The sequence below is a fragment of the Sphingosinicellaceae bacterium genome (genome assembly GCA_019285715.1).
GTDB lineage: Bacteria > Pseudomonadota > Alphaproteobacteria > Sphingomonadales > Sphingomonadaceae > Glacieibacterium.
Genome location: CP079108.1, coordinates 760472 through 779150, shown reverse-complemented (window position 1 = coordinate 779150; position 18679 = coordinate 760472). Strand labels below are relative to the sequence as shown.

Below are 18679 nucleotides of genomic sequence, written 5' to 3'. Positions count from 1 at the left end.
GGTGGCCGTCAGTGCCGAGAACGCACCACTCGATGCCGTGATTGCCCCGTTCCTCAAGGAACCGGGTGCACTGCTGCCGATCCTGCATGCCGTCCAGGCCGCCTTCGGCTACGTCGACGATGCTGCGGTGCCGGTGATCGCGGATCGTCTCAACCTGAGCCGCGCCGACGTCCACGGCGTGCTGACCTTCTATCATGATTTCCGGCGCAAGCCCGCGGGCCGCCACGTCCTCAAGCTGTGCAGTGCCGAGGCCTGCCAGTCGATGGGCGCCAACGACCTGATCGCGCAGGCCTCCGCCCGCCTTGCAACGCCGATGCATTCGACGCGAGCCGATGGCGTGGTGACGCTGGAGCCAGTCTATTGCCTCGGGCTGTGTTCCGCGGCCCCGTCGGCGATGCTCGACGGGCAGATCGTCGGCCGGCTGACGGCGGCGCGCCTCGACACGCTGATCGACGGGATCGCGGCATGATCACGGTCTATGTCCCAGGCGATGCCGTCGCGGTGGCCTGCGGAGCCGACGAGGTCGTCGCCGCCTTGCTCGCGACCGGCATCGAGCTGACCATCATCCGCAACGGCTCGCGCGGCATGCACTGGCTCGAGCCGCTAGTCGAAGTCACAACTTCCGAGGGGCGCATCGGCTACGGCCCGGTCAGCGCAGGCGATGTCGCGGGTCTTGTCGCTGCGGGCTTGTTCGAAGGTGGCGAGCACCCCCTCCGCATCGGTCGCCCCGAGCAGCACCCGTTCATCGCCTCGCAGCAGCGGATGACCTTCGCGCGCTGCGGCATCGTCGATCCGGCGAGCATGGACGATTACATCGCCCACGGCGGCGGCTTCGGGCTGGAGCGTGCCCGCGCACTCGAGCCGACCCAGCGCATCGACTTGGTCAAGGCGTCGGGCCTGCGCGGTCGCGGCGGCGCGGGCTTCCCGACCGGGATCAAGTGGGACACGGTCGCGCTGGCCGACTCACCGCGCAAGTACATCGTCTGCAACGCCGACGAAGGCGACAGCGGCACCTTCGCCGATCGCATGATCATGGAGGGCGATCCGTTCGAATTGGTCGAGGGCATGATCATCGCCGCTCTCTGCGTCGGCGCGGACTATGGCTACGTCTACATCCGCTCCGAGTATCCGCACGCCATCCGGGCGATGGAGATCGCGATCGAAGGCGCCCGCCGGCGCGGCTGGCTCGGCAGCGAGTTCGACATGGAGGTCCGCGTCGGTGCCGGCGCCTATGTCTGCGGTGAGGAGACCGCGCTGCTCGAATCGATCGAGGGCAAGCGCGGGCAGGTCCGCGCCAAGCCACCGCTGCCAGCGCATAAGGGCCTGTTCGGCATGCCCACCGTGATCAATAACGTCCTGAGCCTGACCGCCGTGCCGCACATCTTCGCCGACGGTCCCGAGGTCTATGCAGCGGTCGGCCTCGGCCGTTCGCGTGGCACGATGCCGGTCCAGCTGGCGGGCAATTGCCGCCATCCTGGCCTGTACGAGACGCCGTTCGGCATCACGCTCGGCGAGCTGGTCAACGACATCGGCGGCGGCACCGCCAGCGGTCGCCCAGTCTATGCAGTTCAGGTCGGCGGCCCTCTAGGCGCATACTTCCCACCAAAACTCTTCGACACACCCTTCGACTACGAGGCTTTCACCAAGGCCGGCGGCCTCATCGGCCACGGCGGCATCACGGTGTTCGACGACACCGTCGACATGGCCGGGATGGCGCGCTTCGCCTTCGAGTTCTGCGCCGCCGAAAGCTGCGGCAAGTGCACGCCGTGCCGGATCGGCGCGACCCGCGGTGTCGAGACGATGGACAAGATCATCGCCGGCGACCGGCCGGAGGCCAACCTCGAGCTGATCGCCGACCTCGCCGAGACGATGAAGTTCGGGTCGTTGTGCGCGCTGGGGGGCTTCACGCCCTACCCGGTGATGAGCGCGATCACCCATTTCCCCGAGCATTTCAACCGCCGCGCCCTCGCGCTGGCGGCGGAGTAAGCGACCATGAGCTTCGCCCGCGAAATCGACCTCGGAACCCCTGCCCCGCCGCTCGGCATCGCCGCCGACGTGACGCTGACCATCGACGGGCAGGACGTGACCGTGCCCGCGGGCACGTCGGTTATGCGCGCCGCGGCGACGCTCGGCACGACGATCCCGCGGCTGTGCGCGACCGACGTGCTCGGAGCGTTCGGATCGTGCCGCCTGTGCCTGGTCCAGATCGACGGCCGCGCCGGCACGCCCGCCTCGTGCACGACGCCGGTCGCCATGGGCATGAAAGTCACCACCCAGACCCCGCAGCTCAAGAAGCTGCGCAAGGGTGTCATGGAGCTTTACATCTCCGACCACCCGCTCGACTGCCTGACCTGCCCGGCGAACGGCGACTGCGAACTGCAGGACATGGCCGGCGCGGTGGGCCTGCGCGATGTCCGCTACGGCTATACCGGCGAGAACCACCTCGCCTTGGCGAAGGACGAGTCCAACCCGTATTTCACCTTCGACACCTCGAAGTGCATCGCCTGCTCGCGCTGCGTCCGCGCCTGCGACGAGGTCCAGGGCACCTTCGCGCTGACCATCGCCGGGCGCGGCTTCGGCAGCCGCGTCTCGGCATCGCAGGAGGAGCCATTCTTCGGCAGCGAGTGCGTGTCGTGCGGGGCCTGCGTCGCCGCCTGCCCGACCGCGACGCTGACCGAGAAAAAGGTCATCGAGGTCGGTACCCCCGATCGCTCGGTCATCACCACCTGCGCCTATTGCGGCGTCGGCTGCACCTTCCGCGCCGAGATGCGCGGCGAGGAACTGGTCCGCATGGTGCCCCATAAGCAGGGCAAGGCGAACCACGGCCACAGCTGCGTCAAGGGGCGGTTCGCCTGGGGCTACGCCAACCACCGCGAGCGCATCCTCAATCCGATGATCCGATCCAGCATCGATGAGCCGTGGCAGGAAGTGACCTGGGACGAGGCGATCGCCCACACCGCGTCCGAGTTCAAGCGCATCCAGGCCAAGTACGGCATGCGTTCGGTGGGTGGCATCACCTCGTCGCGCTGCACCAACGAGGAGACCTTCCTCGTGCAGAAACTGATCCGCGCGGCGTTCGGCAACAACAACGTCGATACCTGCGCCCGGGTCTGCCACTCGCCGACCGGCTACGGCCTCAAGACGACCTTCGGCACGTCCGCAGGTACGCAGGACTTCGACAGCGTCGAGTCGACGGACGTGGTCGTCATCATCGGCGCGAACCCTACCGACGGGCATCCGGTGTTCGCCTCGCGGCTGAAGCAGCGGCTGCGGCAGGGCGCCAAGCTGATCGTCATCGACCCGCGCCGCACCGACATCGTCCGCTCCGCACACATCGCGGCCGAGCATCACCTGGCGCTGCGCCCCGGCACCAACGTCGCCGTGCTGACCGCGATGGCGCACGTCATCGTCACCGAGGCGCTGGCCGACGAGGCGTTCATCCGCGAGCGTTGCGACTGGTCCGAATATGCCGACTGGGCCGAGTTCGTCGCCGATCCGCGCCATGCACCCGAAGCGACCGAGCCGATGACCGGCGTGCCTGCCGCCGACGTGCGTGCCGCAGCGCGGCTGTATGCGACCGGCGGCAACGGCGCGATCTACTACGGGCTCGGCGTCACCGAGCACAGCCAGGGCTCGACCACCGTCATGGCGATCGCCAACCTTGCGATGGTCACCGGCAACATCGGTCGCGACGGCGTCGGGGTGAACCCGCTGCGGGGCCAGAACAACGTCCAGGGCGCCTGCGACATGGGCAGTTTCCCGCACGAATTGTCGGGCTATCGCCACGTCTCCGACGACGGCGCGCGGGCGATGTTCCTCGAATTGTGGGGCGTAGAGCTCGATGGTGAGCCGGGCCTGCGCATCCCCAACATGCTCGATGCCGCGGTCGATGGCACGTTCAAGGGCCTGTACATCCAGGGCGAGGACATCCTTCAGTCCGACCCCGACACCCGCCACGTCTCGGCCGGCCTCGCGGCGATGGAGTGCGTCGTCGTGCAGGACCTGTTCCTCAACGAGACCGCGAATTACGCCCATGTCTTCCTGCCCGGGTCGACCTTCCTCGAGAAGAACGGCACCTTCACCAACGCCGAGCGCCGCATCCAGCGGGTCCGCAAGGTCATGCAACCGCGCAACGGCTTCGAGGACTGGGAGATCACCCAGAAGCTGTCGCAGGCACTCGGCTTCCCGATGAACTACGCGCATCCGTCGGAGATCATGGACGAGGTCGCGGCCGTGACGCCGACCTTCGCGGGCGTGTCGTACGATCTGCTCGACAAGCTCAACTCGGTGCAGTGGCCGTGCAACGCCGCCGCGCCCGAGGGCACCCCGGTCATGCACCTCGACGGCTTCGTGCGCGGCAAGGGCAAATTCGTCCGCACCGAATACGTTGCTACCGAGGAGCGTACCGGGCCGCGCTTCCCGCTGCTGCTGACCACCGGCCGCATCCTTAGCCAGTACAATGTCGGCGCGCAGACGCGGCGCACCGAGAACAGCCGCTGGCACGAAGAGGACATGCTGGAGATCCACCCGCACGACGCCGAGCAGCGCGGCATCGCGGCGGGCGACTGGGTCAAGGTCGCGAGCCGCGCCGGTGACACGACGCTGCGCGCCGACCTCACCGACCGGGTTGCGCCGGGCGTCGTTTATACGACCTTCCACCACCCGACGACGCAGGCCAACGTCGTGACCACCGACAACAGCGACTGGGCGACCAACTGTCCCGAGTACAAGGTCACGGCGGTGCAGGTCGGGCGCTCGAATGGACCGACCGACTGGCAGGTCGGTTATGAGGAGCGGAGCCGGTTGTCCAAGCGCATCGCCGAGCCGCTCGTGCCCGCCGAATGAGCGCCACCACGATCGACCGTCTGGTCCGCATGGCGAACCAGATCGCTGCCGAGTTCGACCACCAGCAACCGGGCAACGCCCCGGCGGCGACCTACGATCACCTGTGGCACTTCTGGGACCCGCGCATGAAAGCGCAGATCCTCGACCATGCCGCAGGTGGCGGCGACGGCCTGTCCCCGGCCGCGGCGATCGCCGTGGCCAGGCTAGCCGACGGGCGGGAACCAGTGTCACAGACCCGCGCCACCGAGTTCGGAGCCGACGCCGACGGCAATACCGAGGGAGATGCGGGCTAAGCCTGCGACACGGCTCTTCGGCTTGGGGTGCCAACGATAGCGCGCGAGCGCTGAACTAAGCTGAGCGCTCCGCGGCGATCCGTTCGAGCGTCGCGGCCACCGCCGCCTTGGCTTGGGCGAGGACCTCGCTCAAGGGCAGCGTCGCATCGATATCGACGATCGGCGCGCCATTGAAGGACAGAAGTGGGACCGCCTCGATCTTGGCCTTAAGCGACGAGTAGCGGTGGTCCGGTTTGCGCGCCGACGCGGTGGCGAGATCGACATTGAGACGGATGACGAGGTCCGGGACGGTTTTCTCCATCCACTGGTAATGGACACGCTCGCGACGGCCGAGCCAGCGCGCGATGCCGCTCTTCGGGCTGGGCGCATACAGGCCGAGGCCGTCCATCGGACCGGGCACGCCGATCTGCGGATAGCGGTCGGCGATGATCGCGATGCCGCGACGACGAACGGCCAGCATCCGGCGGAACCGGCGCACCCGGCGCATCGACAGCAGGTAGATGACGATCGCGGTGACTCCGCCCGGACCGTCGTCGTCACGCGCCTTGCTCGCCTTGGCGACGATGCGGTCGTCGGCACCCTTGCCGATCAGCGGCACGCGCGCGATGGCACGGCCGAGGTTGCCAGATTGCTTCCCGAGGTGCCGGATCTCCGCTGGCCGCTGCTCGCCCAGCCACTCCACCAGCGCGGCGCAGACGGTCGACTTGCCCGAGCCGTCGGACCCCACGACGGCGATCAGCGGGGCAAGGTCGGGGTCGCGCATTACCGCCGGGCTTTAATGGCCCGCTGCGGATCGCACAACCGAACTGCCGGCGCATCACGCCCTGATGACCGGGCGACCGAAACCGGGCTATGGCGTCCGGCAATGGCACGACAGTCACGCTCATGAGGAAGTGGTTCGCAGACGGGGTCTTCCGCGCCGTTCTGCGCAACGCCGGCTATCTCGGGTCGACCAAGCTGATCGGCGCGGGGCTGGGGCTGATTGCGCTCGCCAGCGCCGGACGCGGGCTCGGGCCGGAGCTGTTCGGCGTGTTGATGATCGTCCACACCTATGCCACCGGCACCGGTTCGCTGGTCAAGTTCCAAAGCTGGCAGCTGATCCTGCGATACGGGGCACCGGCGATGCGTCAGGGCGACACGGCGCGGGCCGAGGACGCCATCCGCTTCGCCTTCGGCCTCGACATCGTCAGCGGCCTGGTCGGCATGGTGCTGGCGATGGCGGCGTTGCCGTTCCTCGCCAGCATCTTCCAGATCCCGGCCGCCTATTTCGGCATCGCCTTCTTCTACTGCACGCTGGTACCGACGATGTCGGCGGCGACCCCGACCGGGGTCCTGCGCCTGCTCGACCGCTTCGACCTGCTCGCCGCGCAGCAACTCGCGACCCCGATCCTGCGCGCTGTCGGCGCTGGCTCGGCATACTTGGCAGGCACGGGTTTCGTCGGCTTCGTCGCCGCCTGGTACATCGCCGATCTCGCCGGCGATTTGACCTTGTGGTGGATGGCGGTCCGCGAATTGCGCCGCCGCGACATGCTCGGCGCACTGCGTCCGGGGCTGCGTCGCACCGCGCGTCGCCTGCCCGATTCCTGGAGCTTCGCCTGGACGACGAACATCGCGATCTCGCTCGATGCATCGTGGGGTCAGCTCAGCAATCTTGTCGTCGCGGGCATCCTCGGACCGGTCGCGGCGGGTCTGTACAAGATCGCCAACACCCTGATCGACACCGCGGGCAAGCCGGCCAACCTGCTGACCAAGGGCTTTTATCCCGAGATCATGCGTCTCGATCCGGCGACCAAGCAACCCTGGCAGCTGGCGCTGCGAACCGGAATGTTCGCCGGCCTGGTCGGCGTCGCCGTCGTCGCGGTCGTGGTCCTCGGCGGCAAGCCCGTAATCGCCTTCGCGTTCGGCAGCCGCTATCTTCCTGCCTACGGCTTGCTCAGCGCGATGGTCGTCGCACTGGTCGTCGCGATGGCGAGCTTCCCGCTGGAGTCCCTGCTCTACATGGTCGGCCGCCAGCGGGCCGCGCTGGTCGCGCAGGCGGCCGGGACGGCCCTGTATCTCGCGACACTGTCGGTGCTGAGCTATCGCTACGGCCTGCCGGGAGCCGGGGCGGCCTTCATTGTCGGTACAGTCGCGTTGGCGGTTTTCCGGCTTCTACCGGTCCTCACCAGCTACCGGAGCCGCGAAAACTACGGTTGGCCGGTCGGGAGAGCCGTCCCCTCGCCAGCCGCCTGATCGAACGGCCACCCGACACAACGAGAGCTGCTTGATGAGTTCGAACGAAAGACCACTGGCCTCGTGGCGCACCCGCCCGCCCTTCACGACCGGGCAGTGCGCGGCGCTATTCGACCGGGTGCTCGTCAATGACGATATCGACCTGTCGGTCGACACGATGCCCGTGGTTCACTTCGACTACACGCAAGACCAGCTGATCGAGTGCTTCCGGATCTGCCACCAGGTCTGGGCGACGGGTGTCGACCGTGTGGCCTTCGACCGAACCATCGCGCATCTGTTTGCGGAGCGGCATCTGGACCGCGACGAGCAGCTTGCGTTCAAGTACGCGCGGGCGAAATTCAAGCAGCTGCGCTTCGCCTTCGCCAACGCCGACGCGCGTCACCGCTATCCCCGGCGCTTCAACTTCATCACCGCGGTGATGGGCCACCTCCAGGATGATTTCAAAAACAACCGCCGGGCCGCGATCGGCTACCGCGCCTTGTTGGTCAGGCTGCTGCTGACCCGGCCGGCCTACGCCGCGCTGGAGCATGAATTCGACGGACTGCAGCCCACCACCGTCGCGGATTTTCGGCGTTATGTCGTTGGGGAGATGGAGACTGTCCGGTCACGGCTGGCGCTTTCGCACACAGCCGGTCGCGACTTCCACGACATCCGCAAGATCATCAGTCGCCAGGCTTCGCTCTACGTCGGCCTCGCGACGCTTTACCCGTCGGCCTACCACGACGATGTCTTCGCATACCTGAGCGTCATCAACGGCTTGATGGGTCGCTATCATGATGAGCTGATCGTCCGGCGCCACAGCGGCCTCCAGGATTATGCCACCGAGGAGTTCGCCTTCCCCGCCGAGATTCGGCGACGGCTCGACGTCCTGACGGCGCATTACCCGCGTCCCGATTAGTCTCGGCAACCCAAAAACGCGATCCGCAAAGACCCCTGGTCCTGAACCCGCATGCGTCATAATGACGCAATATGCATTTTTCTTTGCAGATTTGTGACAATTTAGCGTCGACGTCCTATCTCGGCTTCCTTGAAGGAGCGCGATGATCGGACACTCAATAGCTGGCCGAGGGAGCGCAGCCACCGGCTTCAATCCGCGTCTCGGCGGCCTGGCTGCCCTCGGTTTTGCAATACTGGCCCTGCTGCTGTTCAAGACCCAGAGCGACCATCTGCTGCTCGAAGGCTCTTCCGGAATCGCGGCACTCGTCCTTGGCTTTGCGTCGATCAACGAGTTCCTTCGCGACGATGCGGTTGAAAACCTGGCCCCCCTGATCGCGATCGTCGGCTGCGACGGCGCGGGCAAGAGCACCTTGTCGAGTGACGTCACGGGCTGGCTAGGGACCGATCACGCCGTCGCGTTATGCTACCTTGGCCTCGGCTCGGGGGAGATGGGCGAGCGGATCAAGCGCTGGCCACTGGTCGGACCGGCAATCGAAGCGAAGCTTGCGAAGAAGGCGACGCAGACCCGGACGGCCGGGAAGAAAATTCCCGGTGTCGTGACCGCGCTGGTCGTGTTCGGCTTCTCGCTGGCAAGGCGTCGCCGTTTCCGCAGGGTGCTGGCGCTGCGGCGGCGCGGCGTGATCGTCGTCACCGACCGTTACCCGCAGACCGAAGTGATGGGGTTCTACGACGGCCCCGGACTGTCCGCCGCGCGTGCCGGCGGCTGGTTCGTCGCCTGGCTCGCGAGCCGCGAGCGCCGGATGTACGACCTGATGGTCGACTACCGCCCCGACCTCGTGATCAGGCTCAACATCGATGCCGCCACCGCCTATCGCCGGAAACCCGACCACAAGCTCAACTCGCTGATAGCAAAGGTCGCGGTGACGCCGCGCCTTCGTTTCAACGGGGCACGGATCGTCGACCTCGATTCGACGCTGCCCTACCAGGAACTGTCGACGAGGGCGCGAAGGCTGATCCGCGAAGCGATCGACGCCTAGTCGTAACTCGGCGAGGGCCTGACGCCGCCTCTCAGTTAATATTGAGAATAGTTATCACTCGTGTTATCGGCTTCGCTACCGGCGGGTCGATGCACATCGCGACACCTGCCGCTTGAACCAAGGGGGTGGCTGGTCATCGTGTCTTCGGCTGTGACGAAATGGGTCCGGATCGGCATTGCGGGACCCGGTGCGGTGTTCGTTGCCCTGGTGGTCATGGCGGGGATGGCGTTGTGGCTGCCCGGCGGCGCTGCTGGCATCGATAACCTCGTGCTGCCGCTGCTGCTGGTGCCGCTGATCTGGGCGGCGCTGTTCTTCCATGCCTGCCTCGACCCTCGCATCGGCCGCGTCGCACTGGTCGCGTTCGGCCTGTTCGCAGTCCATGCCGCGCTGATCGCGGACAAGTTTCTCGACCGCCCGGTCGCCGCCGTGAAGCCGCTTTCATGATCCACCTGCCCAAGCACGAGACCAAGCTTCTCGTCGCCATCCACGGCTGGTCTGGGATCGTGCTCGGCCTGCTGCTGTATGCGGTGGTGCTGACCGGCATGACGGCGGTGTTCGCCGACGAGATCGGCATTTGGTCCGCCGGACGCGTCGAGACGCGCTCAGCGTTCGAGGGACCGATCGACCGGTCCGTCCGCGAGCTTACTGCCCGCACGCCCGCGAAATACCGCGCCGACATCAACCTGTTCGAGGTCGGCGACCACGGCCTCGGGGCCTACTTTCATCACGACGAGGTCGCGCCGGGTGGCCAGCCGACCAGCCGCGGCATCTATTACCAGCTCGACCGCGCCGGCCGGATCGTCAGCCAGCGCGAAGGCACCGGCGAAGATGTCTTTGGTCCCCGCAACGACGATGCGCTGAGCAGCTTCCTGGTCGACACGCATGTCCGACTGCGCCTGCCCGACCCCTGGGGGCTGCTGCTGACCGGCATCCTCGGGCTGACCATGCTGGTCGCGGCGATCTCCGGCCTGCTGATCCATCGCCATCTGTTCAAGGACGTCTTCACGCTGCGGCGCAACGTCAGCCCAGTGCTGGCCAATCGCGACCGTCACAGCGTCGCCGGAACCTGGAGCCTGCCATTCGCCTTCGTCCTGGCGTTTACGGGCAGCTTCTTTTCGTTCTTCGGCACCATCGGCGTGCCGATCGTCGCGATGGCGGCGTTCGGCGGCGACCAGCAAGCCCTGAGCGAAGCGGTGTTCGGCAATCCCGCAAAGACCAACACAACGCCTAGTCCACTCGGCAACCTCGACCGCCTCACCAGCGACGCGACGCGCCGCACCGGTGAAGCCCCGAATTTCATGACGATCGAGAACTTCGGTCGCGCCGACGCCGCCGTGACCACCTTTCACCCGGCCCGACCGGGCGACCTCGCGCCGATGACCCTCGCGTATTCGGGCGCCACCGCGAACTTCGACCGCATCAAGCCGCTGATCGGCACCCGGCCGTCGATGGGCGGGACCGCGGCCGGCATCATGGGGCCCGTGCACTTCGGCAATTTCGCTGGAGTGTTGTCGAAGGCCATGTGGTTCGGCCTCGGTTTTGCGATGTGTTACGTCACGTTCACCGGCCTCAGGCTGTGGCTGGTACGCCGCCGCGAGCGCCAGCGTTCGCTCGACTGGCTCGAGCGCGCGGTCACCGTTGTCGGCTTCGGCCTCCCCTTCGGACTGGCAGCGGCAGCGGTCGGTTTCCTGCTGGCGATGCCGCAGGGTTCGGCGGTCTACTGGACGCCGGCGGCCTTCCTGATCGCGGCGGGCCTGGCAGTCGCCGGCGGCTTCGTGGCACGTTCGAATACACAGCTCGACCGGCTGCTCAAGGCGGTCACCGGCGCGACCTTGCTCGCGTTGCCGGTGGTCCGGCTCGCGACCGGCGGTCCGGGCTGGTCCGACACCTTTGATGCCGGCCAGCCGGTCATCATCGCGGTCGACATTGCGCTGGCGGCCGCGGGCGGAGGGATGCTGTGGTTGCTGGTCCGCGACCCGCAGGACCGGCCGTCGAACATTGTCGCCTTGCAGCCCGCCGAATGATCCCCGCCCCGCTCGCCGCCATCGCCGTCTCGGCGATCCTGATAATCAGCCTTTGCCGGAGCGATCCGAAGCGGCGGCGCGCCGCCGGGAATCGGATCGCCGCGCGGGGCACCCCATTGCGCTGGCTGCTCGCCGCGCTCATCTGCCTCCCGGGTGCTTATTTTATCGCGGTCGGCGATGCCGCTGGCTTCCTGATCTGGCTCGGTGGCTGCGGCCTCATCGGCTGGTTGATCGTGCTCGCGTTCGGCGCATTATCTTCAGGACGCCGCGCGGCTTTCACGACGCCGCCCGTTCATCCCCGATAGTCGGGCGTTTCGACGTCGAGGATCGCCTTGACCTCCGCGAGATGGTCGACCGCCAACTGCCCGTAGCTGCGCCAATCGACCTCGGTCCGCTGCGCCACCGCATCGGGCAGGATGCGCAACGCGCGACCGGTGGCGTAGCAGGTCAACAACGTCTCGGCGGCACGCTCGAAATAATACAGCTCGTCGAACGCGTCCGCCACCGTCGGCCCGACGACGAGGACGCCGTGATTGGCCATCAGCAGGACCGTCTTGCCGCCGCCGAGTAGCCCGGCGACGCGGTCACCCTCGGCGTTCGACAGCGCCATGCCCCCGAACGCGTCGTCGATCGCCATCCGGCCAGTGAAACGCGCGGTGTTCATGTCGATCGCCGGCATCGACGGGTCGGCGAGGCAGGCGAGCGCGGTCGCGTACTTCGAATGGAGGTGCATTATACAGCGCGCCTGCGGGAGTAATGCGTGCAGCCGCGAATGCAGGTGCCAGGCGGTCGGGTCGGGAGCGTCGGGCCGGTCCATCGTCGCCGCGTCGTTCGCGTCGAGCAGCAGCAGGTCGCTCGCCCGGACGCGGGCGAAATGGCGACCGCGCGGATTGACCAGGAAGCGCGCGCCGTCGTCCGACACCGCGATAGACAGGTGGTTGGCGACGGACTCGTGCATGCCGAGCCGCGCGAACCAGCGAAACGCGGCGGCGAGGTCGACCCGCGCCTGTTGATGATCGAACCCGGTCATCGCTGCGCACTCTCCCACTTCGGGTGAATCCAGACTGGCACGTCCTCGCGCTGCAATGGTACCCGGCCCCGGATGATGTCGCTCGCCTTCTCGGCGATCATGACCGTCGGGGCGTTGGTATTGCCGCTGACAATCGCGGGCATGATCGAGGCATCGACGACGCGCAAGCCTTCAAGGCCGTGGACGCGCAAGGTCCCGTCGACGACCGAGCCGAGCGCGTCGCGGCCCATTCGGCAGGTACCGACCGGGTGATAGCAGGTCTCCACCGCGTCGTTCAGCCAGGCGTCGATGGCGTCGTCGCTGGCGACTTCCGGGCCGGGAAAGATCTCCGCGCCGCGAAACCGGTCGAGCGCCGGCTGCGCAAGGATTTCGCGGGTCAGCCGCACCGACTGGCGCAGGTCGGCCCGGTCCTGCGGATCGGCGAGATAGTTGAACAGGATCGAAGGCGGCGTCGTGGGATCAGCGCTGGTGATCCGTACCCGGCCAAGGCTGCGCGGTCGCATCAGGTCGATATGGACCTGGAAGCTGTGGCCGCCGACATCGTCGACCGTGCCGGGCTGGATCGCGATCGGCATGAAGGTCAGCTGGAGGTCGGGATGCTCGATCCCGGCGCGGCTGCGCAGGAAGCCGCCCGCCTCGAAGTGGTTGGAGCCAGCGGGGCCGTCCAGCCGCGCGAACCAGCGCAGGCCGGTGGCAACCTTGCGCAGGCCGCGATTGATCCCGAACAGCGAGCTCGCGTCGCGGCAGCGGTGCTGGATGACGATATCGGGATGATCGTTGAGGTTGGCACCGACCGCAGGCAGCGCGTGGGTGAGCGGGATGCCGACGCTGGCGAGATGCTCTGGATCGCCGATGCCCGACAGTTGCAGAAGCTGCGGCGAATTGATCGCGCCCGCCGCGACGATGACCTCGCGGGTCGCCCGGATTTCGCTCGTGGTGCCGCCAACCGCAACGACGACCCCGGCGGCGCGGCCCTGGTCAACGACGATGCGGTGAACGAGCGCGCCGGTCCGGACGACGAGGTTGGAACGCGACCGAGCCGGGTAGAGGTACGCCTTCGCGACGCTCCAGCGGCGGCCGTTGCGCGTGGTGCGGTCGATGCGGCCGAAACCCTCCTGCTGCGCGCCGTTGACGTCGGGCGACAGCGGATAGCCGGCCTCCGCCGCCGCCCGGACGAAGGCGGCGGCAAGCGGCGTGGCCGCGATCTCGGGCGCGTGCACTGCCAGCGGCCCGTCGCCGCCATGATAGGCATCGCCGCCGAGCAGGTGCCCCTCGGCGCGCTTGAAGTAGGGCAGGATGTCGGCGTAGCTCCAGCCCGCGAGGCCCGCTTGTGCCCAGCCGTCGTAGTCGCGCGCGTGGCCGCGGATATAGACCATGCCGTTGATCGACGACGAGCCGCCGAGCACCCGCCCGCGCGGATGCGCCAGCCGCCGCCCGCCCAGATGCGGTTCGGGATCGGAGACATAGGCCCAGTTGAAGCGGTCGGACGACAGCAGCGAGCCGACCGCCGCTGGCATGTCGATGCGCCAGCTGCGGTCCGGCGGCCCCGCCTCGAGCAACAGCACGCGCACCGCCTGATCCTCGGTCAGCCGCGCGGCGAGGACGCACCCCGCCGACCCGGCCCCGACGATCACATAGTCGTAGGCCTCAGCGGTTGACGGCATCGTGACACAATCTGTGGAAATGACGGACGAGCTTTTCGCTGCGGTTGTCGAGGCCGTCGCCGATCATGTAGACGCCGTGGTCGAAGCCTATCGAGCGCAGGCCCTTCTGGTTCGAGACGTTGAGGCGGATGTCCTCTGGACCCAGATCCTCGTTCATCCAGCGGATGCAGGCCTTGCTGACCTCCGGCAGGATACGCCCCTCGACCCCGTAATAGCCGAAGCGCAGCGACGAGGTCTCGGGGCCGGTCGGGTTCATGATGAAGGTGCCGACGACGTCCGCATAGGGGAAGGCGTAGATCGTCGTGTTCGGCCACAGCCCGATGTTGAAGAACGCGTCGGTCTGCCAGGTCGCGCTCGCCAGCGGCACGCCATAGGCCTCGGTCGTGTCCGGCTTCGGCGGCCCGATATAGGTCCACCAGTCGCCGTGTTCCTGCAGGTCGTAGCCGGCGAAATCGATCAAATCGACCAGCGTCTTATGGTGCGGTCCCGAGTAATCGAAGTGATAGCCCTCGATCGAATTCTCCTGGATGACCTTCCAGTTGGCGGGCACGGGGACGTCGACCTCCTCGATCAGCACCAGCCGGTCGAGGTCGGGGATGAAGCGGCGGATGATCGCCTCCGCGGTCGGTGCGGTCTCGGCGAGCGGGAGGGCGTCAGCATCGAGATTGACGAACACGAAGGACGCGAAGACCTCGACACGCACCGGCTTGAGCCCGAACTTGGCCTTGTCGAAGCCGGGAACGCAGGCGCTGCGGGGCGCACCGCGCAAGGCTCCGTCGAGTTCATAGGTCCAGGCGTGATAGCCGCAGACGGTCGCCGGGGACGTGCCGCGACGCGCCTCGACGAGCCGGTTGCCGCGGTGCTGGCAGACGTTGTGGAAGGCGCGGATCGTACCGTCCTTGCCGGCTTGCACGAGCACGCTCTGGTCGAAGATGTCGTGGGTGACGAACGCGCCGGGGGTGTGCAGCTCGTTGACGTGCGCCACCAGGTGCCACGACTTGAAGAAGATCTCCGTGCGCTCGCGCCGGTAGATGTCCTCGTCGTAGAAATAGCGCGACGGCAGCGCGAAACCGGCCTGCTGGTCGGCCTCGGTCCATAGGGCGTCGGTGTCCATCGGCGTGTCTCGCATGATCGGCTGCCGCCAACCCTAGCGAACCAGTCCCGCATGACTTGCCGGAAAACGTCACCGTGGTGTCGAAATCGTTACAGGCGCGCCCGCAGTCGGCGTTACCCTCCGCGTCGTGCACAAGCTCGCTTTCCTGCTGATGCCCGAATTCTCGCACCTCGGCCTCGCCGCGGCGATCGAGCCGTTGTTCCTCGCCAACTGGCTGGAGCAGCGAACCTTGTTCGAATGGACGATCGTGTCGCGCGACGGCCAGCCGGTCCGCGCCAGCAACGGCGTGCTCGCGCCCGTCGACGGTGACCTCGCCAGCGCCGCGGGCAGCGCGACGGTGTTCGTACTGGCGAGCTTCGATCCGCACCACGTCGTCCGCGACGCGGCGGTCCTCGCCTGGCTGCGCCGCACGGCGCGCGCCGGGGCCGAAGTCGGCGGCATCGAGAATGGCAGCCTGGTGCTGGCAGAGGCAGGACTGCTCGACGGCCTGGAGGCGGCGATCCACTGGGACAACCGCGTCGGCTTCGAGGAACGCTACCCCAAGGTCCGCGCCGTCGACCAGTTGTTCGCGCGCAGTGGGCGGCGGCTGAGCTGCGCCGGGGCGGCGGCGATCCTCGACCTGATGGTGGCGTGGATCGGCTGGCAGGGCCTGCCCGAACTCGCAGGTGAGGTCGCCGACCATCTGCTGCTCGGTCGCGCGCGCGACGCCGCCAGCCCGCAACGCCCGGCGCGCGCGGCGCGGCTCGCGGTCGCCGATGCCCGGGTCGCGGCGGCGCAGGCGATCATGCGCGACCATCTCGAGGAGCCGCTACCGTGCCACGCGATCGCGGCCCATGTCGGGCTGTCGCTGCGCCAGATCGAGCGGCGCTTCGACCGCGAGCTCGGGCGCTCGGTAGTAGCCGAGTACCTGCTGCTGCGGCTGGCGCGCGCCCACCAGCTCCTCCAGCAGACCGAGGCCAGCGTCACCGACATCTCGATCGCCTGCGGGTTCGCCTCGCCGGCGTATTTCTCGCGTCTCTATCGGCGGACCTTCGGCTGTTCGCCGAGTACAGACCGGCGCCAGTCGACGACCGCTCCGGTGTTTCGATACGCCGCCGTGGCACGGTAAGCACAACTCGCGGGTAAGTTTTCGCAGCGCAGCATGTCTGTCGGATTGTCACCGAAGATGTCGCAAATGTGCAGGACGACATTGGCGAAAGCTGCAACCTTTCGATCAAGGGGGCCTCAACATGGTCAAGTTAAATCGCTCGATCCGTTGCGGGGCAGCCGTATGGCTCGGCGTGCTGGCCGCCTGTCCCGTCCCGCTCGTGGCGCAGGTCACGGCGGCAGCGGCGGAAGCCGATACCGGCGATATCGTCATTACCGCCCAGCGCCGCGAGCAGCGGCTGCAGGACGTCGGCATCGCGGTCACCGCGCTGACCAGCGAGAGCCTCAAGGACTTCAACATCACGTCCGCGAGCGACATCACGCGAGCGATCCCGACGCTCAAGATGAATGCCTATTCGTCCGCGCAGGTGGTCTACAACATTCGCGGCGTCAGCCAGAACGACTACGGCGACCAGCAGGAACCGCCGGTCGCGGTCTATCAGGACGACAGCTATTCGAGCTCGATCAACCTCGCCAGCTTCCCGGTCTTCGACCTGGCGCGGGTCGAGGTGCTGCGCGGGCCGCAGGGCACATTGTTCGGGCGTAATGCGACGGGCGGTGCAGTGCAGTTCATCTCCAACCAGCCGAGCAAGGATTTCGGGGGCTATGCGACGGTGACCGTCGGGCGCTACGGCCAGATTGTCACCGAGGCGGCGGTCACCGGCCCGCTCGCCGACAATCTGCAGGTCCGCCTGGCGGGCATCCGCGACCGCGACAAGGGCTATATCGACAACATCAACCCGGGCTTCAAGAACGTCGGCGCGAACAACCATTATGCCCTGCGCGGCATCATCGCCTGGCAGCCGACGTCGGACATCAAGACCAGCCTGACGCTGCGCTACCTGCGCGCGCCGAAGGAGCGGCAGGCGGGCATGTACCCGCTGATCGCGGCTTGCCCGAACGCCAACTTCCAAGGCGAGGTCCTCGGCCCCAACGAAAGCTGCGCCTACTGGGGCACCGGCCCGGGCGAGACCGGTTCAGGCTACCGCAACGACGCGATCGACCCGACGCGCGGTGGTTCGGTGTACAAGACCGCAGCGACCGCGCCGAGCTATGTCGACCGCCGCAACTTCGGCGCGACGCTGAAGATCGAGGCCAATCTGACCGACCGGATCTCATTGATCTCGATCACCGACTACCAGCACGGCAAGAAGTTCTACACCGAGGACGCCGACGCCTCGCCGCTGGCGGGGATCTACTTCTACCAGGGCTCCAAGATCGACCAGGGCTCGCAGGAGATCCGCCTGAACGCCGACCTCGGCAGGAACCAGCTTACCCTCGGTGCCTTCGGCATGCTGATCAACGGCGACTATTTCGGGAAATATTCGGACCCGTTCTACGGCTACGACCCGCGCGCCGACTTCTCGCAGAAGACGCGCTCCTTCGCCGTCTTTGCGCAGGACGAGTTCGCGATCACCGACCAGTTCAAACTGATCGGCGGCATCCGCTATTGGCATGACAAGAAGAAGGGCCGCTACTTCGCGTCCGAGCCGTCGACCGGCGTGTCGATCATCTTCAACCCCGATCAGGTCGGCTATGGCTCGTTCGGCGTGCTCCAGCCGACCACGGGCATTATCACCACTACCGCCGACGCGACACCGACCTACGACGGCCTGACTTGGCGCGCTGAAGCCGACTACAAGCCGACGGACAACATCCTGCTGTACCTGAGCTATAACCGCGGTTCGAAGTCCGGCGGTTTCACCTTCGGCACCGGCACGCCCTTCCCGGGCTCCGAAGTCGCGACGCTGAACGGCATTCCGTACAAGCCCGAGAAGCTCGACTCCTACGAGGCGGGCGCGAAGATGACGCTGGCGCCCGGGACGACGCTGAACGTCGCGGCCTTCTACTACCACTACAAGGACTACCAGGCGTTCGCGCAGTACGCGACGGTGCAGACGGTGGTGAACAAGCAGGCGCGGTCGAAGGGCCTTGAGGCCGAATTCGCGACCCGGCCGGTCAAGGGCCTGACGCTGCAGCTGAGTGCGCAGTTCCTCGATACCAAGGTCAAGGACATCACGCTCCCCGACCTCGTCACCGTGGTCAGCCACGACCTGCCGCAGGCCCCCGGCTTCTCCGGCAACGCGCTGGTCCGCTACGAATTCGCGGTCGCGGGCGGCACTGCCTCGGTGCAGGTCGACGCGCAGCATTCTGGCAAGTTCTGCTTCACCGTGCTGTGCGCCCCCGTCGAGCGCGAAGGCAGCTACAACGTCGTCAACGCGCGCATCGGCTATGCGACCGAGCGCTGGGAAGTCGCGGCCTTCCTCAACAACGTCTTCTCGGAGCAATACCGGGTCTACGGCTACGACAGCTCGCTGTTCGCCGGCAACGCCAGCGGCGTCTATGCCAAGCCGCGGGTCTGGGGCCTGACCGGGACTGTGCGCTTCGGCAGCTGAC

General features: G+C 67.2%; 16 protein-coding genes. 12 read left to right on the top strand and 4 right to left on the bottom strand.

Features of this window, described 5'->3' with window-relative positions:
- The first annotated feature begins 1 nt into the window (after position 1).
- From KX816_03690 to KX816_03675, 4 genes are read left to right on the top strand one after another with little or no spacing between them, the layout of a single operon-like run.
- Positions 2-469: a formate dehydrogenase subunit gamma gene (locus KX816_03690; GenBank protein ID QXQ08382.1), complete on the top strand. Its 468-nt coding sequence runs from the start codon at positions 2-4 to the stop codon at positions 467-469.
- Complete coding sequence (locus KX816_03685) at positions 466-1986, top strand: SLBB domain-containing protein (protein ID QXQ07164.1); 1521 nt, start codon at positions 466-468, stop codon at positions 1984-1986. The genes KX816_03690 and KX816_03685 overlap by 4 nt, the downstream gene beginning before the upstream one ends.
- A 6-nt stretch (positions 1987-1992) precedes the next feature.
- Positions 1993-4845 carry a formate dehydrogenase subunit alpha gene (gene fdhF, locus KX816_03680; protein ID QXQ07163.1) on the top strand — a complete coding sequence of 951 codons (2853 nt, stop codon included), beginning with the start codon at positions 1993-1995 and terminating at the stop codon, positions 4843-4845.
- Positions 4842-5138, top strand: coding sequence for a formate dehydrogenase subunit delta (locus KX816_03675; protein ID QXQ07162.1), 297 nt, complete (start codon positions 4842-4844; stop codon positions 5136-5138). Before fdhF ends, KX816_03675 begins: the two co-directional genes overlap by 4 nt.
- A gap of 55 nt (positions 5139-5193) precedes the next feature.
- Here KX816_03675 and KX816_03670 read toward each other — a convergent pair whose 3' ends face one another.
- Positions 5194-5901, bottom strand: coding sequence for a nucleoside triphosphate hydrolase (locus KX816_03670; protein QXQ07161.1), 708 nt, complete (start codon positions 5899-5901; stop codon positions 5194-5196).
- A 122-nt stretch (positions 5902-6023) separates the two neighbouring features.
- Here KX816_03670 and KX816_03665 point away from each other — a divergent pair, with 122 nt between their 5' ends.
- The 6 genes from KX816_03665 (at position 6024) to KX816_03640 (ending at position 11633) form a co-directional block, all read left to right on the top strand.
- Positions 6024-7370: a lipopolysaccharide biosynthesis protein gene (locus KX816_03665; GenBank protein QXQ07160.1), complete on the top strand. Its 1347-nt coding sequence runs from the start codon at positions 6024-6026 to the stop codon at positions 7368-7370.
- Between the two features lie 34 nt (positions 7371-7404).
- Positions 7405-8268, top strand: a complete 864-nt coding sequence (locus KX816_03660; GenBank protein ID QXQ07159.1) for a hypothetical protein — start codon at positions 7405-7407, stop codon at positions 8266-8268.
- Positions 8269-8410: 142 nt separating this feature from the next.
- The gene (locus tag KX816_03655) at positions 8411-9304 is read left to right on the top strand and encodes a hypothetical protein (protein QXQ07158.1); all 894 of its coding nucleotides are present in this window, start codon (positions 8411-8413) and stop codon (positions 9302-9304) included.
- Between the two features lie 150 nt (positions 9305-9454).
- On the top strand, positions 9455-9748 hold the full coding sequence (locus tag KX816_03650) for a hypothetical protein (GenBank protein ID QXQ07157.1): 294 nt from the start codon (positions 9455-9457) through the stop codon (positions 9746-9748).
- A complete protein-coding gene (locus tag KX816_03645) occupies positions 9745-11328 on the top strand; it encodes a PepSY domain-containing protein (GenBank protein QXQ07156.1) in 1584 nt (527 codons plus the stop codon). The genes KX816_03650 and KX816_03645 overlap by 4 nt, the downstream gene beginning before the upstream one ends.
- Positions 11325-11633: a hypothetical protein gene (locus KX816_03640; protein ID QXQ07155.1), complete on the top strand. Its 309-nt coding sequence runs from the start codon at positions 11325-11327 to the stop codon at positions 11631-11633. The genes KX816_03645 and KX816_03640 overlap by 4 nt, the downstream gene beginning before the upstream one ends.
- Here the strand turns inward: KX816_03640 and KX816_03635 are convergent.
- From KX816_03635 to KX816_03625, 3 genes are read right to left on the bottom strand one after another with little or no spacing between them, the layout of a single operon-like run.
- Positions 11621-12358, bottom strand: coding sequence for a class II aldolase/adducin family protein (locus KX816_03635; protein QXQ07154.1), 738 nt, complete (start codon positions 12356-12358; stop codon positions 11621-11623). The two genes, KX816_03640 and KX816_03635, sit on opposite strands and share 13 nt — an antisense overlap.
- The gene (locus KX816_03630) at positions 12355-14022 is read right to left on the bottom strand and encodes a choline dehydrogenase (GenBank protein ID QXQ07153.1); all 1668 of its coding nucleotides are present in this window, start codon (positions 14020-14022) and stop codon (positions 12355-12357) included. The genes KX816_03635 and KX816_03630 overlap by 4 nt, the downstream gene beginning before the upstream one ends.
- Complete coding sequence (locus tag KX816_03625; GenBank protein ID QXQ07152.1) at positions 14006-15136, bottom strand: aromatic ring-hydroxylating dioxygenase subunit alpha; 1131 nt, start codon at positions 15134-15136, stop codon at positions 14006-14008. Before KX816_03625 ends, KX816_03630 begins: the two co-directional genes overlap by 17 nt.
- A gap of 127 nt (positions 15137-15263) precedes the next feature.
- Between KX816_03625 and KX816_03620 the strand changes: the two genes are divergently transcribed.
- Together KX816_03620 and KX816_03615 are read left to right on the top strand one after the other, a co-directional pair.
- The gene (locus KX816_03620; protein QXQ07151.1) at positions 15264-16244 is read left to right on the top strand and encodes a GlxA family transcriptional regulator; all 981 of its coding nucleotides are present in this window, start codon (positions 15264-15266) and stop codon (positions 16242-16244) included.
- A gap of 121 nt (positions 16245-16365) precedes the next feature.
- On the top strand, positions 16366-18678 hold the full coding sequence (locus tag KX816_03615; protein QXQ07150.1) for a TonB-dependent receptor: 2313 nt from the start codon (positions 16366-16368) through the stop codon (positions 18676-18678).
- Position 18679: the final 1 nt, after the last annotated feature.